Annotated in this window: 16 protein-coding genes, 1 tRNA gene and 1 pseudogene; 10 read left to right on the top strand and 8 right to left on the bottom strand. The window is 43.3% G+C overall.

All coding sequences use genetic code 11. The annotated features are described in order from the left end of the window. Positions 1-738 carry an SDR family NAD(P)-dependent oxidoreductase gene (locus ACMFL8_RS10005; RefSeq protein WP_413190875.1) on the bottom strand — a complete coding sequence of 246 codons (738 nt, stop codon included), beginning with the start codon at positions 736-738 and terminating at the stop codon, positions 1-3. Between the two features lie 519 nt (positions 739-1257). Here ACMFL8_RS10005 and ACMFL8_RS10010 point away from each other — a divergent pair. Together ACMFL8_RS10010 and ACMFL8_RS10015 are read left to right on the top strand one after the other, a co-directional pair. After that, positions 1258-2460 (top strand): pyridoxal phosphate-dependent aminotransferase, encoded by a 1203-nt coding sequence (locus tag ACMFL8_RS10010; RefSeq protein WP_201590847.1) that lies wholly within the window; start codon positions 1258-1260, stop codon positions 2458-2460. 290 nt (positions 2461-2750) lie between these two features. Next, positions 2751-2826: transfer RNA gene (locus tag ACMFL8_RS10015), tRNA-Asn, on the top strand. Positions 2827-3179: 353 nt separating this feature from the next. On the opposite strand, the gene icmH is transcribed toward ACMFL8_RS10015, so the two are convergent. From icmH to ACMFL8_RS10035, 4 genes are all read right to left on the bottom strand, one after another. Next, entirely contained in the window at positions 3180-3992 is an 813-nt protein-coding gene (gene icmH, locus ACMFL8_RS10020) for a type IVB secretion system protein IcmH/DotU (RefSeq protein WP_413190876.1), read from the bottom strand. Positions 3993-4137: 145 nt separating this feature from the next. Next, positions 4138-5484, bottom strand: a complete 1347-nt coding sequence (gene tssK / locus ACMFL8_RS10025) for a type VI secretion system baseplate subunit TssK (RefSeq protein WP_413190877.1) — start codon at positions 5482-5484, stop codon at positions 4138-4140. A 9-nt stretch (positions 5485-5493) separates the two neighbouring features. After that, positions 5494-6192: a hypothetical protein gene (locus ACMFL8_RS10030; protein ID WP_352310064.1), complete on the bottom strand. Its 699-nt coding sequence runs from the start codon at positions 6190-6192 to the stop codon at positions 5494-5496. A 43-nt stretch (positions 6193-6235) separates the two neighbouring features. Continuing rightward, positions 6236-7192 (bottom strand): M15 family metallopeptidase, encoded by a 957-nt coding sequence (locus ACMFL8_RS10035; RefSeq protein ID WP_413190878.1) that lies wholly within the window; start codon positions 7190-7192, stop codon positions 6236-6238. 373 nt (positions 7193-7565) lie between these two features. On the opposite strand from ACMFL8_RS10035, the gene ACMFL8_RS10040 reads away from it, so the two are divergent. The 7 genes from ACMFL8_RS10040 to ACMFL8_RS10070 all read left to right on the top strand — a co-directional run bounded on the left by ACMFL8_RS10040 (position 7566) and on the right by ACMFL8_RS10070 (position 19587). After that, positions 7566-9251, top strand: a complete 1686-nt coding sequence (locus tag ACMFL8_RS10040) for a hypothetical protein (RefSeq protein WP_413190879.1) — start codon at positions 7566-7568, stop codon at positions 9249-9251. Positions 9252-9357: 106 nt separating this feature from the next. After that, positions 9358-13440, top strand: coding sequence for a type VI secretion system membrane subunit TssM (gene tssM / locus ACMFL8_RS10045; RefSeq protein WP_413190880.1), 4083 nt, complete (start codon positions 9358-9360; stop codon positions 13438-13440). Further along, a complete protein-coding gene (tagF, locus tag ACMFL8_RS10050; protein ID WP_352310068.1) occupies positions 13437-14426 on the top strand; it encodes a type VI secretion system-associated protein TagF in 990 nt (329 codons plus the stop codon). The genes tssM and tagF overlap by 4 nt, the downstream gene beginning before the upstream one ends. A gap of 65 nt (positions 14427-14491) precedes the next feature. Then, the gene (locus ACMFL8_RS10055; RefSeq protein WP_189580729.1) at positions 14492-15325 is read left to right on the top strand and encodes an OmpA family protein; all 834 of its coding nucleotides are present in this window, start codon (positions 14492-14494) and stop codon (positions 15323-15325) included. Positions 15326-15403: 78 nt separating this feature from the next. Beyond that, positions 15404-18064, top strand: a complete 2661-nt coding sequence (locus ACMFL8_RS10060) for a DUF2345 domain-containing protein (protein WP_413190881.1) — start codon at positions 15404-15406, stop codon at positions 18062-18064. Then, entirely contained in the window at positions 18064-19053 is a 990-nt protein-coding gene (locus tag ACMFL8_RS10065) for a hypothetical protein (protein ID WP_194619007.1), read from the top strand. The genes ACMFL8_RS10060 and ACMFL8_RS10065 overlap by 1 nt, the downstream gene beginning before the upstream one ends. Before the next feature lie 78 nt (positions 19054-19131). Further along, complete coding sequence (locus tag ACMFL8_RS10070; RefSeq protein WP_194619009.1) at positions 19132-19587, top strand: hypothetical protein; 456 nt, start codon at positions 19132-19134, stop codon at positions 19585-19587. Positions 19588-19618: 31 nt separating this feature from the next. On the opposite strand, the pseudogene ACMFL8_RS10075 reads toward ACMFL8_RS10070, so the two are convergent. Next, positions 19619-19777: pseudogene (locus tag ACMFL8_RS10075) on the bottom strand (IS630 transposase-related protein); the annotation flags it as partial. Between the two features lie 421 nt (positions 19778-20198). On the opposite strand from ACMFL8_RS10075, the gene ACMFL8_RS10080 reads away from it, so the two are divergent. After that, positions 20199-20519 carry a hypothetical protein gene (locus ACMFL8_RS10080; RefSeq protein WP_194619011.1) on the top strand — a complete coding sequence of 107 codons (321 nt, stop codon included), beginning with the start codon at positions 20199-20201 and terminating at the stop codon, positions 20517-20519. A 356-nt stretch (positions 20520-20875) separates the two neighbouring features. Here the strand turns inward: ACMFL8_RS10080 and ACMFL8_RS10085 are convergent, their stop codons facing one another. Both ACMFL8_RS10085 and mfd read right to left on the bottom strand, forming a co-directional pair. Beyond that, the gene (locus tag ACMFL8_RS10085) at positions 20876-21310 is read right to left on the bottom strand and encodes an HIT domain-containing protein (RefSeq protein ID WP_189580711.1); all 435 of its coding nucleotides are present in this window, start codon (positions 21308-21310) and stop codon (positions 20876-20878) included. Between the two features lie 288 nt (positions 21311-21598). Continuing rightward, a complete protein-coding gene (gene mfd / locus ACMFL8_RS10090; RefSeq protein ID WP_413190882.1) occupies positions 21599-25336 on the bottom strand; it encodes a transcription-repair coupling factor in 3738 nt (1245 codons plus the stop codon). Positions 25337-25570: the final 234 nt, after the last annotated feature.

The following is a 25570-nucleotide window of genomic DNA, read 5'->3' on the forward strand; positions in this document are numbered from 1 at the left end:
TTATTTTTTACTTAACTTACTACCCACTTGTTGCCAAACCAAATCTGGCAATGTACCCAGCACTTTTAATGGCAAGGTAAGTTTTTTGGGAAATTCAATCACATCATGACAGCTGGCAATACCATCGCGTATCGCTTGGCTTGCCTGTTTTGGTGTCTGTATAAATGGCATAGGAAAATCATTTTGTTTGGTCATCGGTGTTTCGACAAAGCCCGGAACCACTAAGCTCACCGATACATCCTGCGGTGCGAGACTAATTTGCAAGGTTTTCATTAAATAATGGATAGCAGCCTTTGAGCTACCATAGGCTTCGGCACGAGCAAAAGGCACATAAGCAGAGGCTGAGCCAATACCGACCAAGCGACCTTTTGAGGCAATCAGCTTTGGCAATACGCCTTCGATGGCGTGCGATAACGTGCCCATATTGACTGACATGACTTTCATAAACACACTACTGTCAAAGTTTGGCATGTCTAAATATTCACACATGCCAGCACCGCAAATCGCCACATCAATCTGGCTAATCTTGTCAAAGGCTGCAATGACTTTTTCTCGATCCATAAGATCCAAATCTATCGTCTCTGCCCCTAGTGCTTTCAGCTCAGCCAGCGCTTCATCATCACGTCCAACGGCATGGACATGATGACCGTCTAACAGATAATCTTTGACCAGCTGCTTACCAATGCCTGAGGTCGCGCCAGTGATAAGTATGTGTTGTTTTTCGGGAGCGTTTGTCATCGTTAATATCCTTTTTAACCAGTTTTATCATATAGAAATCTTAACCGCCATGATGCATTAATCGCTCATTTTTTATGTTTATTGATAGTGAGTATTAGTAGCATTTACATTAACCAAGCATGGCGCTTATTTACCAAATCTAAATAATTATAGTATAAGGCTGCATCTCTATTGTTGTGACTTCGCAATCAATGACGCACAAGTCATGGTATCAATGTGACATATACTTGATCAAACAAAGGTTAAAACTCTCTGCAAAAGCGTCATTTTCTGTTACCGCCTCTATGAGACAGCGTAATAGCAGCATGCTACAATGCCAAAACTGGCAACCTTTATACTGAGCGCTAACGACTTATTATTCAGTAATAGCCATGTATTATTCGGCGATACCTGATATGCATAATAAAATGACGCTAAAAACGCTTAAACCATCTTATAACGTGTCCTGATAACGCTTAAAACGTTATATAATTACCAGCAGATTTTCACCAACCCACTCCCATACAAAAAGGAGCTCTCATGAGCGAATTGCAATTGTCTGACCGTGTCAACAACATCAAACCATCTCCTACCTTAGCAATCACCAATAAAGCCAAAGAGCTAAAAGCCTCAGGCAAAGACATTATTGGTCTAGGTGCTGGCGAACCTGATTTTGATACACCGGAACATGTCAAAAAAGCAGCAATCGATGCCATCAATGACGGCTTCACCAAGTACACTGCTGTCGATGGCACCCCAGAGCTCAAAAAAGCCATCATTGAGAAGTTCAAGCGTGATAACGATATCAGCTATGAGCCAAACGAAATCTTGGTATCGGTCGGTGGTAAGCAGTCCTTCTTTAACCTTGCCCAAGCTTTTATCAATCCTGGTGATGAAGTCATCATTCCAGCACCGTACTGGGTCAGCTATCCTGACATGGTCATCATCGCAGAAGGCGTGCCAGTTATTGTTAAATGCCCAGCTGAGCAGGACTTCAAAATTACTCCAGAGCAATTAGAAGCTGCCATCACTGACAAAACCAAAATGCTGGTATTGAACAGTCCTTCTAACCCAACGGGTATGATTTATACGTTAGATGAGCTAAAAGCCATCGCTGAAGTGCTTAAAAAGCACCCACAAGTCTATGTGGCCTCTGACGACATGTACGAGCACATTCGCTGGACGGGTGATAAGTTCTACAATATCTTGAATGCCGCGCCTGAGCTTAAAGACCGCGCGATTATCCTAAATGGCGTGTCAAAAGCATATGCGATGACTGGCTGGCGTATCGGCTATGCTGGTGGCCCTGCTAAGCTGATTGGTGCAATGAAAAAAGTACAATCGCAATCAACCTCATGCCCGACCTCTATCAGTCAAGTCGCCGCCGAAGCTGCTATCAGTGGTGATCAAAGCGTACTAGAGCCTATGGTCGCGGCATTTGAAAAGCGTTGTGATTTGGTCGTTGATGGTCTAAACGCGATCAAAGGTATTACTTGCCTACGTCCTGATGGCGCATTTTATGTCTATCCTGACATCAAACCACTCATCAAAGCCGCTGGTCTATCGTCATGTACTGAATTCTCAGAATGGCTTTTAGAAAAAGTTGGCGTTGCAGTCGTTCCTGGCGATGCCTTCGGTCTAGGCGGTTATATGCGTATCTCTTACGCCACTGATGAAGCGACGCTAAAAGACGCCTTATCGCGTATCGAAAAAGCGGTTGCTGATTTAGACGTTGCTGAATAACGATTATAGTTAAATCTACTATAAACAGTAATAAGCATTAGAAATATGTAAATAAAAAAGACGGCCGCATAAACGATATGTGGGCGTCTTTTTTATTGTGGTTTTAACCACTATCGGTAATGAAAAACGTCTTAAAAGCCTTCATCATCCTATTAAAAATCATTAATGTTGTTAATTATGCAAAAAAAGCTTGACGTATTTTTTATCTTTGCTAGAATACGCCCCACTTAGCAAGAACTCGTTAGAGACTTTCTAAGCTCGTTGTAAGCCATTAAACACTTACAGCTTATTCTCCAATAGCTCAGTTGGTAGAGCAACGGACTGTTAATCCGTGTGTCCCTGGTTCGAGCCCAGGTTGGAGAGCCATATTTTAGTAGTAAATTTTTTGAGTCATCTTTGATTCGATTATGGCATTTGCCAAGACCCTCATCACTTTGATGGGGGTTTTTTTATGGGTGTTATTTATTGCTTTATGTTTTAGATGGTATAGTCATTAAAAGGTAATATCGATACATCACGCACTGCTTATATCAATTTTTCTTGCTTGCTGTGCCTGCGCAGACAGAGGCTACAAAAAATTGATATAAGCAATACCGTCGCGTTTTTAGGATATTTTAACTATCACTAACGGCCGTATTTTAAATTATTATCGGTAACTATCTCTCGGTAGATATAAGGTAAATATCCCTCATTAAATATCTCTCGGTAAATACAAGCAGTTACGGCAAGAAAATTGAAATATGCGCTTGTTCTTTATTTTCTTGGATGACGTTATCATAAGCTGAGAGTTGATGATCCGTGAAGCTATTGGTCAGATACCACATGGTCGTGAATATCGCGGTCAATAGCACTGCCATTACGGCAACGATGATCCATAGCGGTGTCTCACTGGTCAGTGTGTGCTTAATCTGATCAGGAATCGCCCAAAATGGTGAAAACTCGTTTTTATTACCACGCAAATGCTCAATCTCATCACCCAAACGCGAGATAAGATAGCGAATCTTTTCAGGCGCTTCTAAACGATACTTTCCTTGAAAGCCAAGCAACATCGCATAATGATAGACTTCTAACGCTGGCAGACGCCTCTCCCCTTGTTCACGCAGACCATCTAAACGCTCAAAGAACTCATTGCCAGCGATTTGCGAACCAAACAAATCTAACTGTAAAGGGTTTAGCTCCCAAGCGTCCTTTAACGTTTGAAACTCTGGCTCTTGCGACGTCATGATTGTCTCATCAATCAGCGCACAATAAGCGTACTTGGCTTCGTGAATATCTTCTGACAAAAAGCCCTTTTTACGAGCGTTCATTTCGAACTTATCTAAAAACTCGTATATTTTTTGACGGAACTTACGCGGTTCGGTACTAAAATAATGATTACGCAATAAAAAAACCAAGTAAAAGCCGTCATACATGATATCAACCAGCGACTGGCTGCTGATGCGTCTATCAAGGCCATTCGCTGATACTTTTGATGCCACCTCGCCTGAATCTAGCAATGAAGGCGCAGAACCCATTGAATTATTTGCTGACATGATCGTTCCTAATACTAATTAGTTGAAATACAACTGAATAAAAGGGTTTGGTTAAAGATTATCCGTAAGCAAAAATTAAGTGAGCCATTTTGGATATAAACATCAATTTCTCATAAACCCTTATTCATAAAATTTCTCAGAAAAACTACTGCACGATGGCCATCAGCTCTATTTTTAAGTCATCAAAACCGTTAGGTACATAAATACAGATAGACTCAGACTTAATCATCTCATCATACAGCTCACCGACTGGTTCAATAGTGAAGTAGCTAAAGCCTGGTCTTACCGGTATCGCACTAGGTACTTGGGTGACATGCGAGACTGGCGACCCCGGTAGTGCTGATAGTACCCGCTTCTCTACCGCGTCTGGCGTTGCCACTTTAAAGCGTCTTGGCACGATATCAATGAGCTCATGCATCGGTAGCGATGAGCTAACAGACAGATACAGCTGTGAGCTGCGAGTAATCTTGTCACTGCTCAGCTCCCCTGTGTAGTAAGACGATTTATTTTGACGCAAAGGAATAGAGATAAAGTTGCTAGCAATCACCGTATTGAGCAATTCGCGAATGATCAAAATGATACTGATAAAAGACTCATTGGCATTGTTATGCTGATAAGACGGCAAATCACCTACTTTATATAATGAGCTAAAGGTTGCCAATTGACTGGCAACATTCAATAACGCCTCATAAAGCCGTTCTGGATGTAGTTTGGCATTATTGTATAAATGGCTGAGCTGAGAGTATGCAGTATTCAGCGTATGTAAAAGCCAAAAAGACGCAATGTCTGATGAGCGAAACTCCAGCAAATCATTGTTAGATTGACGATGATGGTCATAGAGAGAGGTGGACTTGGTATTAATCATCGTCATCAAGCGATAGACTTGGTTGACCAATGCAGGATTACTAGTGATATGGACGCTAGGTACAATATAATCCTCGTCCACTTGGTAGACACCTTGGGTGGTACGCAGCAACTTAGCAACTAGTAAAGAGACGGTATCTTGACTGGGCGCTTGAGCAGAATGGCTCAGCTGCAAGCTTGGTGACAGTTGAATAACATCGATCATCGCTTCGGCAGCTTGACTGTACAGGTCTTGTGCCTCGACCGTATTTCTCACATAGCGTGCTGGGTTATCGCTTTGCTCTGTCTGTATATTGCTACCGCCACTATGAACAATCTCAAGGCTCAAAAACACAAATATCTCATCGTCGTTACTGTGAGTATCAAGCGTGATTGGCTTTGGCAGCGCATCGGTACGTGGCGCTTGATAGATAGTGCCGTCTGGCAGCACACCGTAGATGCTTTGGAAGCTTAATAAATTGCTCTCTAGTAATTGCTTATCAATTTGCACGTCTGCTATGCCATAAGCATAAGGGTGCATCAGTGTCATACTTAGTGCACGTTGCGAGTTATGATAGCTGTCTTGAATCTGAAAATGCTGGGGTCTTAAAAACAGCCCCTCTCCCCATAATACTCTATGTTTACTCAAGGCTATCTCCTACAGGCAGCTAACCAGCGGTTGCTGATAATATTTAAGTTTGGTGGTAAAGTCAGGCACTAACTCTGGATCGACGCCTTCTTTGATATTGATATCACAAGCGCCAACATTTAAAACCAGTGCTTGGTCAAAATCGATACTATCAAGTGGTATCAATACCTGCGAGCGTTTTTGCGTATGTCTCAGTCCAACTTTGATGGCAATAAACTGCGCATCCTGTGGAATACTTAGCTTAAGACTCGTGGCACGATTGGGAATGACGCTAACTTCTTTAGCAGCCCGCTCCTCTACCTCGGCGAATTGATTCTCTTCTTCTAAAAATCCAATATAAGCCGTGCTCGCGGTGCCTTGTTTGGCACGTCCAGCATTGGCATTAGCCGCAGGAAGAATTTGCAGAGTAATACTTTGACGTTTTAGCTGTTCTTGTAATGCTTTTTGTTCGTCATTCATTGACTCAAGCCGTTGCTGCTGCTGCTCTAGTTGCGCTTTTAGGTTTTGCAAATCTTCATTCATTGCCGTGCTTTTATGGCTAATAACGTCTTTCATGCTATCGATGACGGAGGCTTCGTTATTGTTGCCTGACTTGCCTGCCAGTACAGACACAGTACTATCAGACTTACTAGCGCCACTGAGGCTACATCCTGATAGCGTGGTCGTTAATACCCAACCAAGAGCCACTGCCGCTATAGATAATTTCATACATTTGTCCATATTATTTCTGTATTTTGCTTTGTTATTGTCGTTATTGACTGGTCAAAATTTCTGCCATTTGCGGGCGACCAAGCACGCCTTTTTTGCGCAGCTCAACATGGCCCAAATCCATCATACGCCAGTCGCCACCCCACACTAGTCCAGCCGATTTTGCTACTTTACCATATAACTTGTAGCCCTGCATCGCCCATGGATCCTTTTCAGTAATCACAATTTTACCATTTCTAATAAAGGCGCTATCGCCTGCTAGACCAAACTGATGATAGCTCTTATAAGATCCTGCCTTGGTGACATTTGGGCCTTTTTTGAGTAAGCGTGCTTGCCTTCCCGGACTACGATAGCCCTCTAACAGCACCATGTCATAACCATACTGATCACTCATCACCTTATAGACAGTCAACAGCCGTTGGACAAAATCAGAGTTCATCTTATTCCAATTACGGTCAGCATTTCTGATGTTAATGTGCCCATTGCTGATATGCGATGCCAAAATATCACCCGAGTAGCCCGTACTATGGTCTTGGGTATTTAAATCAGACAGGTCAGGTTCAGGGAGCATTAAAGGCCTTTGTACTGGTGACGCGTCTGTCGCCACCTCTGGCCAATAGCCCTCGTCGGTTTGCGTGGCTTGATAGCTAGCAATCTCTGCTTCTAGCTCAGCGAAAAGCTCGGCGGGCGGCTCAGGTGGCGGTCGCAAACGCTCCCCGACCAGTAGTTGACTAATTTGCGAATTGGCGGTATTCAATGAGTCATCTTGAGCATGATAAACCTCAAGAGAGTTATGCGTAATCAGAAAATAACACCCCGCTGTCGTCGTGAGAATGGCTAAGACAGATAAAACAGGAACGATAGGAATGCTGTGATACGAGATACGTGGCACAACTGGCAGCTTGAGCGTGGGGTGTCGAAATTTGATCGCTGAGATGCCTTGCCAAACAGTGCTCACCTTATTAAACAGTCGCTCATACAGCTGACGATCAAAAAGCATGATAATCACTGTAATGGAGACAAGCGTAAAAAGGATAACGACCAAATAAATCATAAGGAAAACAATGGCACAGTGAGGCATAAAGAAAAACAGCGGGCAAAGTATTGGAAAATACTAATGTTCAGCCATCAGCATGTCGTAGCTGGCTATTATATAGACAGATGAGATGTTTTTTTATAAAAAACCCAACTTAATTGTATTTTTTATTAACTGGCTATATTGACTAGTGATATAGCATGGCGATGAGCAAAAATCGAGAAGAAAGACCATCCTATACTAATTAACCAAGCAAAGTAATGATACATGGTAGCGGGAAATCTTCAAATACCATAAACTACCTCTAATAAAATTATGTAGATAAGGGGTATGGCAAGTGGGCGTAAAAAAGCTAATAACTTACGGGCGCTATGCTCTTGCACTTTTTTTAGTCATTTATCTGTTATTGGTTTGGATGTACTTTAAAGATAATACGCTGCAACTTACCTCTGCAAGACTGCTGCTATGGTTTGTGATTATTCCAATAACTTTGTTTGGCTTTATCGTGTTTATTAGATGGCGACAAAAAAAATTAGAAGCAGAAAAACCAGAGCCAGCTCAGAAAGTAAGCAAAAAAATAAAGATTCCACCTATCGATTCCTATCAATTGTTTATAGATAGCAGCATCTGTCTGCCCGAAGGGACTAGTTGGTCTGAGATCATAGACAATGATGACGATCTCACGGTATTGAGTGAGGCGCTATCAGACTTTGACGGCTTACCAATATTAACCAAGCCGATTGAGGGTGTGATCACCGAACAAGCAGCGCTCTACGCTTACGAGGATGAGCTAGATAACGAAGCATATCCTGAAGATGCGGCTGAAAGCCTAAATGAGCTAACCTTGCGTCTATGGGCATTGATTGATAATCAACTTACCGCAAGTGATGATGCACTAAGTGTACTGGCTCAGCATTTTGAGCGCATTATGCAACAAAATATCCATGAGCCAGATTCCGCTCTCAGTATCCATCCAGAATGGCAGCAACACTATATCGCGAGCGCACAGGAAGACCCTTCTGCAGATGCCAACCTTCCCATTATTTCACTGTCTACGTTGTCTGTTTATTTGTCTATTCCTGAACTGGCTGATGCTAATTATCTGGTTGAAAGGCTAAAACAGCAATTGGCAACCTATGGTATTCCCGAGCAGCTACTCACTATTCAGACCATCATCGCTGATGAAGACCCAAATCTTCCTAATAAAAATGCTCGTCATACAGACTCTTTTCATAATAGCCATGACGGTGCTGATAGCGAGTCCTATCAGCCGCTGCAATTTATTCATGAGCAACTTATTGCCTTGACCAAAGCTTCAACCCCCGAGATTTGTCTTTTTATCACCGTCGACTCGCAGATTAATGAGCAATGGCTTGAAGCAAATTTATATGCAGACAACGCCTCCAATCTCTTGCCTACCGAAGCCAGTGTATTGCTAATTTTTTATAACAAAGCCGCCAAAGACCTTCTCGATCTAGATCACAAGGTGCGTTTTTCCATGACTGAAATTGGCGAGGCGCTACCCAATGATGCCAGTAGTATGGCCGCTGAGATGCCGAAGCAGGCTAATAGCAATACTCGCCAGCATTATTTAGCAAATTTAAAAACGATAAAACAGCTGTTACTAGATAATTCATTTGCTCTATTAGATCGCCATGACGACAAAACCAAGGTAGAAGAAAAAAAATCAGCGCAGGCCATTGACAATAAAACAACAATGACAGATGCGTTAAGTGAAAATAGCATCACCCTCTTGTCAGACATTAATCCAGCAACACAACCCTACGACTTATCCATACTTATGACATTTATCGATGAATTTATAGCGCAAGGGGCGCTAGTAAATGACCACCATTTAGGGCATTATATGCCTCTGAACTCATGGTTACAGCCTTTTTTAAGTCTCGCACTGTTGGTCAGCGCCGCCAAAGACCAGCCACAGGAGTCTGACATTAAACTCCTTATTACCCAACATAAGCGCTGCTGCGTAGTATGGCTTGCGGAATCCAACCAAACACTTTAGCCACTTTTAGTTCAGTTAATATTGCTCGTTTTATCGCTTATATCAGTCATTGTTTATGATGAAATGATGACTCTCTATTATTTCAAGATCACATTAGGTAGCAGGCATGTTCTCAAGGTTTTTTCATCTCATCTACAATCCAAGAGTGTTATTGGTCTTAGCTATCATAGTCGCTCTGGTCTTACTCTATGATTATGTCGCGCTACAAACCTTCTTCGTCATTATCGGTGTCTCCATAACCTGTCTGCTACTAGCATGGTTTGGCTACTACTGGTGGAAAAAGCGTAAAAAGGCGGCCGCTGAGCTTGCAGATTTAGTAGAAGACAATAACGATGAAGGCACTAATAGTGTCAATAGTAGTGCCGCTAAAGACGAGAATGCACAGGAAGTACAGGCCTTACGTCAGCAAATGCAAGACGCCATTAAGACCATACGTAAGTCAAAAATTGGCGATCAAACTGGCAAAGCTGCACTATACGAGTTGCCATGGTATATGGTCATTGGCAATCCGGCAGCGGGTAAAAGCTCGGCGGTACTTCACTCTGGGCTAAAATTCCCGTTTATGGAAAAAACCAACAAGCTGTCGGTACAAGGTGTCGGCGGTACTCGTAACTGTGATTGGTTTTTTTCTACCGAAGGCATACTACTTGATACCGCAGGACGCTACTCTGCCTACGAAGATGACCGCTCAGAATGGCTGTCGTTTTTAAACCTATTGAAGAAGAACCGCCCCAAAGCGCCTATCAACGGTATTATTATCGCCGTTAGTATCGCTGAGCTTACCAAAAATGATCCTAGTTACGCGCTGAACTTGGCTAAAAACCTGCGTAGCCGTGTGCAAGATTTAACAGAGCAATTAGAAGTTTATGCCCCCGTTTATGTGGTCTTCACAAAAATGGATTTGGTATCAGGCTTCCGTGACTTTTTTAATGATTACGAGCAAGAAGAGCGCGGGCAAGTATGGGGCGCGACGATTCCCTATCCCGAAGACCCTGATAGCATCAATATCAGCGATGTGTTTGAAGAGCATTTTGGCGTGCTGGTCAACGGTCTAAAAGATCTTAGCACCACTAAGTTGTCTCTGCGTCACCAACGTACGGTATCTCCGAGTCTGATGACTTTTCCAATGGAGTTCCAGTCACTGCGTCCGATGATTAGAACACTGATGCACGCCTTATTCGAAGACAACCCTTTTCAGTTTAAGCCCATACTACGCGGGTTTTATTTCACCAGTGCCTTACAGGAAGGGCAAGTCAGCAGTCAAATGACCTTGCAAATGGTGCAAAATTACGACTTGCAACCACCTGCAGTGCCTTTAAGTGCTCAGCAAGAAGCCGCTGACAAGCCTTACTTCTTGCATGATTTATTTTCTAAAGTCATCTTAAAAGACAAGCATTTGGTCAAACAACATAAAAACCGCAACAAGCGTAGCCATCGCGCGCTGGCCACCCTCGCCTCTGTGGTGGTGCTATGTACAGCAGTTGGTTTATGGACTTGGTCTTATGCCAATAACAAGCAATTGACTGAACGCGTAGAGGCTGACTTACAGCAAGTCGCGCTGATGCAAAAAAATACTAATGGTGATTTGCAGTCGCAACTTGAGTCGCTTACTATCCTGCAAAGCCGAATAGAGCAACTCGAAGGCTACGACGAGGATCGTCCGTTCTCGCTGAGCTTTGGGTTATATCAAGGAGATAAGCTCAAAGAAAAACTGCTATCTGAATATTATAATGGTGTAGGCATTATCGTATTAGCACCTACCAAACAGAACATTGAAAGGTTTCTGACCGACGTCAATACGAATGCGGCAGATCTAAAAGTGCAGGAGGCAGCAACCTCAGCAGTCGAATCCGAAACCGTGAGTAACGACGCTTATATACAATCTGACCCTACCGACGTAGAGGATGCTTATAATGCGCTGAAAGCTTATCTGATGCTGGGCAATCATGAGCACTTAGAAACCAGCCATTTGAGCGATCAGATGACACGTTTTTGGCGCACTTGGCTTGAGTCCAACCGTGCTGATATGCCGCGTGACAAGATGATTCGTCAGGCTGAGCGCATCTTAAGCTTTACGCTTTCTCATGTCGACGACCCTGCTTTTCCACTCATTCAAAATGACTTGGGACTGGTGGATAAAACTCGTACGACGTTGTCTAAAGCCAGTAAAGGCCAGCCTGCCCGTGAGCGTGTCTATTCTGAAATTAAAATGCGCTCCTCTGCTCGCTTTCCATCGGTGACTGTCGCACAAATTACCCAAGACAGTGCCAATGAAGTACTGCTAGGCAGTTATGTGATCTCCGGCACCTTTACCAAGCAAGCATGGGAATCATTCGTGAGTGATGAGATCGATAGAGCTGCCACCAATAGAGTGGTTGCCGACGATTGGGTACTTGCGACCAGTAGCAAAGATGATTTGACCCTAACTGGCAGCCCTGAACAAATACGTCAATATCTGGTCAATCGCTACAAGCAAGAATACGTCATTGAATGGAAGCGCTTTTTATCACAGGTCTACATCCGCGATAGTAAAGGCTTCGACGATCATGCGCTCTTATTAAATCAGCTGTCTAACGCCACCGAATCACCGCTGAAAACACTATTTGAGACGGTAGATCGTCAGACCCAGTGGGACAATAAAGCCGCAAACCAACCCGCAGCGAATGGCTCCAACTCTCGGCGCTCATTTGTCAATTGGTTCAAGCAAACGATCCTGCGTCAAAGCCCAGCTGAGCTTCGTCAAGCAGAAGCGGCAATGAATAATGGTAATAATAACAGTACTAATGAGGCGGCGGCCATCCCTGCCAGCACCGGCATGGTAGCGCAGGAGTTCTCCTCAATACACAACCTAGTCACCCCAAGAGAGGACAATCAAGACTTATCGCTATTAGACAACTATTTGGCAAGCTTAGGAGATATTAGAACGCGGTTCAATAACATAGCCCGTAGCGATGATATCGGTCCTGATGCCTTGTTATTTGCTTCGCAAACTCTCAGCACTGAAGGCTCAGAGATGACCAAGTCCTTGCAGATATTAGATGAGCAAATACTTAGCCAAGCCAACTCTGAAATAAAACAGCTGGTACGTCCATTGCTAAGTGAACCACTAACTCGCTCATTTACGATGCTCCTCACCCCGACTAAGGCTGAGATTAATAAAGTCTGGCAAGCACAAGTATACAAGCCCTTCTTGGATAACTTGGGCAATAAATATCCATTTACCGCCAATGCTAACTTGGAGGCAACCCCTGCTGAGATTGGACAATTCTTCGGGGAAGATGGCTATGTCGCCAAGTTCGTCAACGAAACCTTATCGCCTTTTATCATCCGCCGAGGCGACCAAATCTCAAGTAAAATTTGGAATAGTGCAGGCTTAGGTCTGAATCCTAAGTTCGTCGCTGATTTTGGCAGATATTTTGTCAACTATACCGGTGGCAATGCTGGAAGTTCGACAGGTGCCAGTGCTGGCACTGCGACGGCTAATCAAACCACATTCCAAATCATGCCTTTACCGGTTAGCGGTTTGACCGAATATACGATCGTCGTTGATGGACAGCAGCTGCGTTATCGTATGGGTACGCAAGCATGGACGACGTTTGTATGGCCAAATCCAAGTAGTCAACCAGGGGCCAGTATCAGAGCCAAAAACTACGATGGCAAGGATTACACCATATTTGAAGAAGCTGGTAGCTTTGGCGTTGAAAGACTGATCAATAGTGCTCGCCGCACTGAGCTTGGCGACAATATCTTTGAGATGGCATGGTCAGGTGATGGCATCACTATTCCGGTACGTTTTAGAATCATCAGTGGTAGCAGTAGCACAGCCAGTCAAGGGCGCTCTAACAACCCCTTTACTAGTATGAAACTCCCTAACGAGGTGATTGCCCTTGGGGTCACACGTACGGCAAGACCTGTTGCGGACAACAGTGCAGCGGCTAATACCCCTAATAGCAATAATGCTCGTGAATCAACCGGTCAAAATACTGAGCAAACGAGCACAGCCCCTCCAGTAGCAGGCGTGTTGAACTTGGCTCCTAGTACAGACGCCAATACAGGTGTCAATACAGATGTCAACACCAGTGCTACCACGAGTAACGCTCAGAACACTGAGGACAATAGTGGCAATGGCACACAAACTGCCTCGTCTCCAACTACGGCTACCTCTGCGCCGCAGGAGCCAACGCCATGACTCCTGAATCACTACCCTTAGTTTATTTTGGCAAATTGCCAGCTCGTGGAGATTTTATCAGGGCGCGTGCTCATATCGCTGAGACCAATGCGATTGATCAATGGGTCAGTCAAGCCTTGGCGATATCAGAAAACTTATTCAGTGACGCGAGTGACTCGTTGATAGACAGCCCACCGACGAACAACATTGCTTTTTTGAACTTTAGTCACGTAGATACGGTATCTAACGAGATTATTACTGGCGTCCTGCTTCCTAGTCATGACAGTAGCCATAGAAACTATCCGCTTATCGGTTTTGGTGTGCTTCATCTCGATAAACCAAAAAGCTGGATGAACTACCTACCCGTTAAGTCATTAACGCTGTGGAATGAGACTTATGAAGTCCTGAGCGTGGCTAAATCTAAAATCGATAGCGCTGAGGTTATGGCGGGTCTGAACGACGGTCAGCTTACCGTCAATAAAAACGCCAGTACCCACTATTACGATTTTATCAATACCACCACATTGCACGACATCGCGATATTGATGAACATCAGTAAATCACAACTGATACAACAAATCATAGCCACAGGCTTGTTATTCTTACCGACTTATAGCAAAGGCTTTAGCGGTCTGAATAAAGCCATATACTGGACTCTGACCTCCGATAGAGAAAACGCCATACATATGGCGACTTTTTGGCATGATCTTATTAGCGGTTTTTATCAGCCACACCAGCTCTATCTGAATACGTATCTGTACCGAGTTTCGAGCTGCTACCGCCTACTACTGAGCTTTACCAAGCCGGACGGTCGCATGCTTAGCCAGCTGGCAAGTAGTGAGGACAGTCATCCCGATGATTGGGTAATCATTGCTCATAGTGACTGGACACAAAGCTATATCGATGAAGATATCGGCTTGACTCGGTTTAACAAAGTATTGTTGCAAGATGACCTTTATTTATACGATACTAGACAACTGTTTAAAAAAACCTTCTTGGCACAGTAGCTATTCGATAATTGGTCGTTAACAAGCATGCTCTCAATAACAGTAAGATTAGAAAAGGTATTTTTATGCTAGCCCAAGTCTCAACCACAATACCTAAATTAACACGTCGTAAAAAAAGCCTATTATTCGCTGCTGTTACTTTGTCTATGAGTGCTGCGGTGTTTGCGGCTCATAATGATGCTCATATTAATAATAGCCCTGAAGATGTGCCTGTGGTCATTAAAGGTGTCGTGGCTACCAGCTCGGATAAGCAGCAACTCCTTGAAAAGCTAAAGGCGCAATACCCTAACAAGCCCGTCAGAGATGAGATCGAAGTGCGTTCTAACATTAGCATACCGACCAACTGGCAACAGGTAGCGACCGCTATTATCGATAGTGATATCTCCAATATCCGTCAGGGTCGTATTGATATTCATGGGACTACCATTAGCTTGCATGGCAAGGTGAGCAGCATTGAGCAAAAGCAAGCCATCCAAAACCGGATACACACGCGTCTCACCGATCTTTACCAATTAGAAAATCAATTGGTCGTCGTAGAAGGTGAGCAGCGACTTATCGATGACACCTTGGGCAACCGTATTGTCGAGTTTGAATCCGGCAGCGCGAAATTGACCTCAATGGGTCTTGGTATCTTAGACGATATGGCTGGCGTCCTGCAGCGAGTTGGCGATAAGCCAGTGACCATCATTGGACATACTGATAATGTGGGCAACCCAAGCGCCAATCTGGTCTTATCTAACAAGCGTGCCGAAGCAGTTAAGCAGTACCTCATCGGTCGTAACATTGATGCGGCCCGTCTAAGTACCGCTGGTAAAGGTGACGCTGATCCTATCGCGAGTAATGACAATGAAGAAGGACGCACTCGTAACCGCCGGATCGAATTTACCCTTGGTGAATAACGCTGCTATATACGTTGATTGTGGCAGCTAAGCACTGATGCTTATGATGCCGTCTCTGACACAAGAGGGACTACCCCTATGTTACGCTTGACCAACACCGTGCTTCCGATGCACCCTGATAGGCTGTATGCGATTGAAGGCAATAGCCAAGCCCATTACGCCAGTGCTCGACAAGATATGGCTGCTCACCAAGCGTGGCTTCAGAAACTGACTCACGCTCATGCGGAAGCGCACATCATCGCTCAGCTAAACCCGAACGGCTGTCACCAGCACGAGCAGCACGGTATTGATACCTATTTATTACACGTCTATATCCATGAGCGCCATCATCCCCCTTTCACACCGTTAACGGCTTTAATCGGTAGCCCATTAACCTTGAGCTTTGATACTCCAAGCGGATTGACCTATCGTCATCTCCATATCACAGCCATTCGTCAATTGGATCATGATGGCAGTTATGGCTATTACCGTCTGCTGGCACAGCCGATTACCTATCGCTTGCATCAGCATCTACATAGTCAAATAGACACCAACCTATCTGTTTTTAATATGGTTTCAGAGCGCCTCAGCACACTAGATGTGGACGTGGTCGATGACAGCAGCAACGGTGAAAATGATACGAACTGGATACCCACTCGCATGACTCAGTGGCAAATGAGTCACTGGTCGCATATTTGTGAGCGGCTCGCGCGTCAAGGGCTGACGGCTTATCTGCGCCATGAGCAAACGGACGATCACAGCCCGCCGAAGCTTATTATCACCTCCGCTCATCCCAGCGATAGCGATGGTATCAGCGTGAACATTGGCGCATTACGCTATCAACAAATATTACACGACCGTGTCCATGCGCCTGTCTTGGCCATCAGTGAGCAGGTCATTACTCAACCAAACTCAGTAACGATGCAGCGCTTCAATGCAGCAAATGTCGCACATCTAACCCAGTCAGCCGATATTGCGACGAGCCATAATGGGGATAAAGAAAACAATCAAACGAGTAGCCATTCACTCACTTTAGACAGCCCAGCCGCCTTTGCACCAGTAACCGATACCGAAACTATAGATGAGGCAAGCATAGTCGCTCACAGTCATCAAAGCAGATATAGCGTCTATCACGCCCTCACCCATGCTACGGATTTAAACGTTGCTGATACTTTTATGCTTATTGATCACAGTGCGCTCAATCAACACTACCGTGCTACCCATATCGTTCATTTGGCACGCAATAGTCTGGCGCATGTGACTAGACTCACCATAAGCTCACGCCATCATCAGCGCCATGCTTCCAGTTTAGAAGCTGGCATTCACTTAACCCAGCTGCGCCTCATTACCGCTGATACTCCATGGGTCGGTCCTCTATACAGCAGACAAGCTCTACCGCCGATGACAGGCATTACGGACAGTCAAAGCGATACAGACAGTCGCAATCATATGACCCCGACCAAAAGCTACTTACTGGATAGTCCAGCTCAATCTATCAATCGCCTTGAGGCACAAGCTGGCGCTAACTATGGCACACACTTTACCCATCGAGCGGACGACCAAACCCTGATGCAGTCTATCGGTGACGGCGAGCATCTGATCAATACTGGCAGTCTACTGTCATCGAGTCGCCCTAGCTTATTTGCCACGGACAACGAACAAGCGGTTGAAAGCGGTTATCGCAATACTGACAACGGTTTATCGGAATGGATCACTGATCACCGTACAGAAAAAGCTTACTCTCAGCTAAAAGTAGACAGTGCTGGGATATCCGCCAGTCTAAAAATGGGGGTTATCAATCCATCAGAAACCACCAAACGTCAAGGTATCAATGCGGCTACTAATGCCCAAATCAATATAAAATCAGGCGAAGCGCTCGTCCTATCCACCCAAGCACAAACCCACGCTCAATCTGGACAGCATAACTATCAGCAGCATACCCCGACTCTGACCCAAACTGGTCTAGGTGGTCAGCATCTAGCGGAGCGTTTAACGCAACTGGCAACGGGACTAGGCAGAAACGTTAAAGACCATGCCAATACTAAGACTCAGTTAGAGAGTATCGCCAAGGAACAAGACACTAAAACCCATCAGCAAACACCTTACACGCTAATCGACAGCGCAGCGGATAGTGCTTATATCAGTGACGATACGCTAATCCAGCGGTCAATGGGTGAGATGATTAGTACTACGCAAACGGACATGATGATTAGTAGTGGAGAGAGTCATCATCAAGTCAGTAGCGAGTCACTCAATATAATAGCCGATGGTCAGTTTAGTATGACCAATGCCAAAGACAGTATCACCCTCTCCGCTCATACAGGAAAACTGGAAACCACAGCAAAGCAAGATGTAAACATCGCCTCCTCCACCAAAGAGGTTGAAATAGTCGCAGCGAACAAGATTACGCTGACGGCTGGTGGTGCGAATATCACTCTGGATGGCGCAAATATTACGATTACGGCAAAGCAGTTTAAGGAGAAGGCGGGTAAGCATAGTAAGGCTGGGGGTGGAACGGATGGTTTGGGGTTAGAAAAACTACCCAGTAAGATGCTTGAAACGGATAATAATTTACGAATTGTATATGACGAAGGATTTATTATAATCGACGAAGATACTCAATTACCTATCCAAAGCTGCCATTATAAAATCATAAAACCAGATCGTAGTTTTGAAACAGGTATCACGGACAAAACAGGTAAAACGCATATAATCGAAGGTTACAATATTGAAGAACTAGAAATCGAGGTAAAATTCTAATGGCAAACACCACTGATAACTGGCAAAGAATCGGGCAGTCATCAACTAGTCCAAAAAGTAATACTAATAGAGCAGTAGTAAGTACAAAAGTACCAAAAACTGAAAATATTGTATTCATCGGTTCTGAGTATGATTACGATAGCTTTTGGTTGAAAAATATGTTCATCGCATCTGCTTATCCTTTTATAAAAGATAGAAAGAAATTTAGAGCATGTGACAAAGTAACAATCGCTTATGTAGACTACGGCTATACCCGTCTAGAGAAGCTAGCAATTGAAGGATTAAAAGAAGAAATTAACTTCCCTTGTGATATTAGATTTATTCCTATTTATATGCAGTCGCAAGTTATCGATATTTTCAATGAGCAGAGAGCAACTTACAAAATACAAGATTTAGCATTCTTCTGTCATGGCCTCAATAGTGTAATTGCACTAAATTATTACAGCTCACCTCCTATAAATCTTACCACTTCTCAAATTAAATCATTAAATCCTAATATATTTCTTTCTAATGGCACAGCTTATTCATACGCCTGTAGAACCGGAATTTCGAAAAGTGATGACGAGTTTACTAAACTGTCTTCAGCTGAACCAAGCTTAAGTTTTGCACAAAATTTTTCTACGCATAATGGTATAAATTTTCATGCTTTTTATAAACGCTCTCTATACCGCAATATATTATTCATGCCTAAAGAATCTTCTTCTATCTCTAAAGAACTTAGAACAAAAAGAAGTAATAATGGAGATTTAAGCTCATTTAATTTATTAACTAATTATGAAGCTTTAAAGCATGTAGGATTAGGTCATACCATAGTAATAAAATCTCCTATTAAGATGCCTAACTTTTTTGATCTTATTCCTAGGGGAAATGTAGGTGAAGGAGTAGAAGACTATTCTCTCTGGAGAAAAGGAGGTGGCATGAACCTCCCATCTACAGCAGAAACTCCTTTAGGTCTACCTACGGGTATTCATATATTCAAACCTAAATAGCGGATATTATCTATGAAAAAAATTATCATAACCTTTTCTATATCCACTCTTTTTCTTCTCACATTACTAGGAATTAATATGAATGCTAACTCAATGTCTTCGTTTAGTACCAATCAGTTCAATAAAGAAGTTTATAAAATAATTAATGCAGAGAATAAATTACACAAGAAAAAGTACTTTGAAAGCCTCAATCATACTAATTATTTACAGCATCCTATCACTTTGAAAGGAGTAAATCCTCCTAGAAACTCAAGTCTATATATCTACTCAAGAATTAATAATTCTTTTATATATGCTGGTTCATTTTCTGAAGTTATAGAGACTAATATTAGTGATGTCTTTTATTCTGAAATAAATGACTCTCTAGCTTTCTATATTTATGACGATGAAACATTAACAGGGTATACAGCTGAACAAGAGAAGTTTTCTCCTACTTGGGTTGAAGGAAAAAAAACAGTAGTAAGCTTTCTACCTTCTAGACAACCTGATGCAAAAACGGGGCAAAACATCTCATATATTGTAGAAATAGAATAAATACTCATAACTTCTTATCAGTTGTCTAAAGTTAATTATGCCAATACAGAATGATACCAAGGCGTTTTAGAGCATTAAAGATACCCGTTTTACTACAGTTCAAGCGACGAGCTCTTTCGTAATTATAATCATCAGGGTATCTTTTTACGTCTTCAATCAATGCGTCATCAGGTATTTTAGTCGGTGCTTTATTTCCCTTTGTTTTAGGGGCTAAGCTCTATTGCCAGCTATGAATACTGCTGGTACTAAGTCCATAAAACAGAGCAGCTTCTCGTATGGTCATGCCATCAACGATGCTAGAAAATATCTGCTTGCGATTGTCTATTGAATAAGGCATCGTTTATTTCACTAAATGCGATTGTTAATAAGATTGTATCGGTTTTATTTGGATTAGACTATATATGAAAAGACATTATTCAATAATATACCGTGGTCACGTTAGTTTTTTTATTAATACTAATTTTTACTTACATTCATATGGCAAAATCAATGAATGCATTTAATTCTCAGAAATTTAGTCAAGCTGATTTTATATATATTCAAGAAGACTTTAATAGTCAATATATATCATACAAAGAAAGCATTAAAAAAAACCTAGTACTGAAGTGACAATGAAATTCCATAATATTATTCCGCCAAATACGTCTAATATCGAAATATATTCTCACAAAGTCTCCAACTATCTATATATTGGCCCCTACGAATCTACTCTTAGCTTTCCTATAGACGATCTATTATTTGAAGACAGTGGGATTGATTCTTTAGTTATATCAATAGTAGATAAAAAAGATAGCACATCTCATACTATCGAACAGGAAGCGACCTTTGAGTTTTGGAAACAGAATAAAACCACTAACATCTGGTTTTTGCCATTTAGAAATTACGATGAAAAAACAGGTACAAGTGTAGGATACACAGTTTCAATTAATTAAGATTTTCGGTGGTGTATCAAAAAGTATACTAAAGGAATAAAGGAGAGTGACCGCTAAAGCAGAATTACCAATGTAAGGACTGCAAGCATCAGCTTCATTGTCGATAATGCCTTAACCTATCACGGCTATCATTCTAAAATAGAAAGTATCATACGGCTAATGACGGTTAGAAGTTGTGGTGTTAGAGACATCGCTGTTATGGTCTCAGTTAGTGTTGGTAAAGCGATGAGCAGCTATGCTCATCGCTTTATAAGACTGCCCCTAAAAAATCCTACTCTGACTCAAACCGCATTGGGTGGTCTAACCCCTTTCGTTTGATCCCTCAGTATACTTTTTTAGGTGCCATTTAAGTTTTTTTACTGCATTTGCCAATCAAACGGCATTTGATGATGACCACGTAACGCCATCATTAGCGTCTGTTGCATCTGCGCTAATACTTCGTTGGTATACGGTATAGCAGGGACACCCCATACTGGATTTGGCCATTGCATGTCGTTCTGATAACGGACGATATGATGGAAATGTAGCTGCGGTACTTGATTGCCCAGTGCTGCCACGTTCATTTTGTCGGCTTGGAAGGTCTTGGCCAGTTGGCTTGATAACCAGCTCGACTCACGCAAAAACTGCACTTGGTCTGCCTCAGACAGCTCATATAACTCTTTGATGCCTGATACTCGTGGCACCAATATCAACCAAGGAAACTGGCAATCATTAATTAGACGACAAGTCGATAAAGGGAAATCCCCCACTAAGAAACTATCAGCAGCAAGTTTATGATGAAGTTGGAACATAATGACGGTTCTCTTGTTATGACGCTTGAATAAAAGGAAATGAATTAAAAACTTAATGGGTTATAGCCAGTTCAATATGAAAAAGATACGACAAATAAAGCATCCAGCTGGGATGATTTTTAGAGTGAATCGACTGTATAAAAATAATAGGCTAAATATAGAATGTCGCTATTTTATCAGTTATCCAGTTGATAAAATAGCACCATGACTGATTGCCTTGGAATGTTCGTTTGGCGTAGCATAGTTGACGCCTGTACCTGCTAAGCCGTTGCTTAGAACAAAGCAAAGCTAAACAGGCTCTGTCACCATATGCTCACTAAAGTAGCGTAATAGCTCTTGGATCACAGTGACGCGCTGCTGCGGTGTTGCCAGTTTATCGGCATCTTGGTAACGAATACCAGAAGCACCATTCATACGATAGCGCTGACCATTGCTCTGAATCAGTTTAATAATCGCTAACGCATCAACAGGTGTATCAGGCGCAAATTCCAACGTCATACTATTACTATTGGCATCAATTTTATTAATCTTTAGTGGCTCGGCTTGTATACGCAGTCCGTGAATGGCAAAAAGCTGCTTGGTTTGATCGGGTAATATACCAAAACGGTCAATCATTTCGGTACGGATATCAGTGAGCGCTTCTTTATCATCGGCATTACTGATACGTTTATAAAACAACAAACGCTGATGCACATCGTGTAAATACTCTTCTGGTATCAATGCCGAGCTATGCAGATTAATTTCGCTAGTCAGTGACAATGGCGTACTCAAATCAGGCTCTTTACCCGCTTTAATCGCTTTTGTCGCGCGCTCCAGCATGTCCATATATAAACTGAAGCCAATCGCCTGCATATTACCGCTTTGCTGCTTGCCAAGTATCTCACCAGCCCCGCGAATCTCTAAATCTTCACTTGCCAGCATAAAACCTGCACCCAGCGTATTGGCGCGTTCAATGGCATGTAAGCGTCGCTTGGCATCGCCTTTGAGACCTTTAATAGACGGTACAAGTAAGTAACAATATGCTTGATGATGGCTACGACCAACTCGACCACGCAGCTGATGCAATTGCGCCAAGCCAAACTTGTCAGCGCGCTCAATGATAATGGTATTGGCATTGGGCACATCAATACCGGTTTCAATAATAGTCGAGCATATCAGGACGTTGAATTTTTTATGATAATACTGCTGCATTACTTGTTCAAGTTGGCGCTCTTGCATCTGTCCATGAGCGACCCCCACTCGCGCCTCTGGTACTAGCTCGCGAATGGTCTCAGCCATACGCTCGATACTGGCAACATCGTTATGAAGCAAATACACCTGTCCCCCACGCAGTAACTCGCGCAAGATAGCCTCTTTCATTAATGCTTCTGTTTTTTGCATGACAAAGGTTTTAATCGCCAGACGACGAGCAGGCGGCGTAGCAATAATCGACATATCACGCATACCGGAGAGCGCCATATTAAGCGTTCTAGGGATTGGGGTCGCTGTCATCGACATACTATCTACATCGGTCTGAATGGCCTTGATACGCTCCTTATGACGCACACCGAAGCGATGCTCTTCATCGACAATCATCAGGCCCAAATTAGAAAACTTCACATCGGGCTGTAATAACTTATGAGTGCCGATAACAATATCAACTTTACCAGCCGTCAAGTCAGCCAATACCGTATCTTGATGCTTTTTACCGCCAAAACGCGACAGCGTTTCGACTCGTACCGGCCAATCAGCAAAGCGATCGCGAAAATTGTCTTCATGCTGACCTGCCAGCAAAGTCGTCGGTACCAATACGGCTACTTGATAGCCAGCACTAACCGCGATGAATGCAGCGCGCATAGCGACTTCAGTTTTACCAAAACCCACATCACCGCAGATAAGGCGATCCATTGGTTGGTTTTGCCTCATGTCCTCCATAACGGCATGGATAGCATTGGCTTGATCAGGTGTTTCTTCAAAAGCAAATTGACTGGCAAACAGCTCATACTGTGACGAGTCGATTTTAAAATGAATACCGACTTTAGCTTCACGCCTTGCTTGCATATTGAGCAGTTCAGCAGCAACATCGTGAATTTGCTCCAAAGCTTTTTGCTTGGCTTTGTCCCATTTGCCGCTGCCGATTTTATGCAATGGCGCAAGTGCAGGATCACCGCCACTATAACGGCTGATCATTTGTAGATTGGCGACTGGCACATAAATACTAGCATCATCAGCGTATTTCAAATGAATAAACTCTTGCTCGCCATCACCCACATCTAGTGTAATCAGACCATTATAGCGACCGATACCGTGCTCGATATGCACCACAGGGCTGCCTTCGGTTATCTCGGTGACACTCTTAACCAAAAACTCTTCTGATACACCGCTTTGACGACGGCGACGCGTTTGCAGTACTTGCCGACCAAATAATTGTGTCTCACTAATCAATACCAAACGCTCAGGGACATATACACCGCGTTCAATGGGTGCAACCGTGAGACCAACCTGCGGCAGATTTTTAGCATTGAGCCCAGTAGTTTTATCAGCTGCTAAAAACGCCTCAAAGCTATCATAAGCATTGATATCTATTTTACCTTTGAACAACTCGATGAGAATCTCACGGCGACCTGCTGTTTCGGCAACGATTAATACTGGTGTCGCCGTTTGCGCTTGTAGCGCTAAAAATTCTAATAACTCTGTGAGAGGTTCAGCTTTTTGATGATTCACTGATAATTGCGGTGGCTCTAGCGCGCTTAACGTCACCAAGCCTTGCTGCTTATTTGCCGCAAGCGGCAGTTGTGTCTGTAAATCTGACTGTTGTTCAATCTCTAACAATGCATCATCGCTATCAATCGCAGCGACATCCGTCATGGTAGCCAATTCATTACGGGCACTGAGAATCACGCGTGGATAGTGGTTGAGGTGCTCGTTTAAAGTATTTGATAATAAATACAACAATTCAGGGGCGACGATAGGCTTATCAATATCATGACGACGCTCTTCATAACGGCGCTGAATCTGTGACCAATAATCTGCTTGTTTTTCGTTAATTAGCTCATCTGTTATAAATAAGGCATCGCTTGGTAAATAGGCAAATAAGCTACTCTCCGCCTCCCAATCCTTTAAATCAAAAAATAATGGTTGGTAGTATTCTAATCCGCTACTGGCGATACCTGCCATCACATCTTTATGCAGCTCAAACTTACGGCTGCTGGCACTAGGGAACATGGCAGCAAAGTTGGTGCGGAAAGTCTCACGCCCTTCATCGAGCGGAAACTCTTTCGCCGGTAGGATTTGGAATTGCTCAATAGGCTTTGAGATATCTGGTAGTTTATGCAGTAGCGATAGTGACTCTTTGCCCATGCTACTGTCATTACCACTCATCATCGTTTTAAGGTCATCAACGGTCAACGTCCGCTGGGTCTGCGGATTAAAGAAGCGAATGGTCTCAATTTCATCGTCAAACAGATCTAGACGTAGCGGAAACGGCTGACCCATCGCAAAGATATCAATGATGCTACCGCGTACGGCAAATTCGCCCGGCTCAAAGACATTCTCAACTGCACGGTAACCTGCCTTTGCCAATAGACCACGTTGAGTGTTGATATCAAATCGATCACCCACACTCAAATCAAAATGCTGCCCTATCAGCCAGCTTGGCGGTGCGACCCGATGCATCAAAGCTTGAACCGAGATGAGCAGCACCCCTGTCGTTGGCATATCGGTTAATAGATTGATACGCTCACTGACAATATCTTGATGCGGAGACAGCTCATCATAAGTCAATGTCTCCCAATCGGGGAACACATAAGCATCGACCCCGCAAAATGCCAATTCCGTCTCTATCTGATTGAGCTGGTTTTGGTCACGGGTTACCACAACCTTCAAACGGTCAGCAACATCCCATAGCGGTGTTTGTACCAGACTTGCCAACCATAAACTGCTGACGGCCCCATGCACAGGAGCCAGCCAACGCCGCTGGGCATTCTGGATAGGAAACAACTGCTGGTTAATCGGGTCAAAGGCGTCAGTCAAAGCAGTGATAGGCATAAAGGATAGGATCAATGTTAAGAGTCAGAAAGCTATTATACGAATATTTCAGCAATTACCAAAATTTATGCCGTAACGGTTTGTCACTTAGCATTTTTATTAAAAAACCAACAGCTAAATAGTTGATAAAAATCATATTCGTACATAAAGACAGGATGATTAAATGTAAAAACCTCAACGGTTAAGCTGAGGTTTTTGAGTTATATTCATTAAGCTGCTTTTAAATTATAAGCT

The sequence above is a fragment of the Psychrobacter sp. AT9 genome (genome assembly GCF_047272965.1).
GTDB lineage: Bacteria > Pseudomonadota > Gammaproteobacteria > Pseudomonadales > Moraxellaceae > Psychrobacter > Psychrobacter glaciei.

Excerpts from the sequence above, each read along its gene's own strand:
- ACMFL8_RS10030 (WP_352310064.1), bottom strand. The coding sequence starts at position 6,192 with ATGAAATTATCTATAGCGGCAGTGGCTCTTGGTTGGGTATTAACGACC.
- ACMFL8_RS10005 (WP_413190875.1), bottom strand. The coding sequence starts at position 738 with ATGACAAACGCTCCCGAAAAACAACACATACTTATCACTGGCGCGACC.
- ACMFL8_RS10010 (WP_201590847.1), top strand. The coding sequence starts at position 1,258 with ATGAGCGAATTGCAATTGTCTGACCGTGTCAACAACATCAAACCATCT.
- tagF (WP_352310068.1), top strand. The coding sequence starts at position 13,437 with ATGACTCCTGAATCACTACCCTTAGTTTATTTTGGCAAATTGCCAGCT.
- ACMFL8_RS10085 (WP_189580711.1), bottom strand. The coding sequence starts at position 21,310 with ATGTTCCAACTTCATCATAAACTTGCTGCTGATAGTTTCTTAGTGGGG.
- ACMFL8_RS10070 (WP_194619009.1), top strand. The coding sequence starts at position 19,132 with ATGAATGCTAACTCAATGTCTTCGTTTAGTACCAATCAGTTCAATAAA.
- ACMFL8_RS10035 (WP_413190878.1), bottom strand. The coding sequence starts at position 7,192 with ATGCTTTTTGATCGTCAGCTGTATGAGCGACTGTTTAATAAGGTGAGC.
- ACMFL8_RS10065 (WP_194619007.1), top strand. The coding sequence starts at position 18,064 with ATGGCAAACACCACTGATAACTGGCAAAGAATCGGGCAGTCATCAACT.
- ACMFL8_RS10060 (WP_413190881.1), top strand. The coding sequence starts at position 15,404 with ATGTTACGCTTGACCAACACCGTGCTTCCGATGCACCCTGATAGGCTG.
- ACMFL8_RS10080 (WP_194619011.1), top strand. The coding sequence starts at position 20,199 with ATGAAATTCCATAATATTATTCCGCCAAATACGTCTAATATCGAAATA.
- icmH (WP_413190876.1), bottom strand. The coding sequence starts at position 3,992 with ATGTCAGCAAATAATTCAATGGGTTCTGCGCCTTCATTGCTAGATTCA.
- tssM (WP_413190880.1), top strand. The coding sequence starts at position 9,358 with ATGTTCTCAAGGTTTTTTCATCTCATCTACAATCCAAGAGTGTTATTG.
- ACMFL8_RS10055 (WP_189580729.1), top strand. The coding sequence starts at position 14,492 with ATGCTAGCCCAAGTCTCAACCACAATACCTAAATTAACACGTCGTAAA.
- mfd (WP_413190882.1), bottom strand. The coding sequence starts at position 25,336 with ATGCCTATCACTGCTTTGACTGACGCCTTTGACCCGATTAACCAGCAG.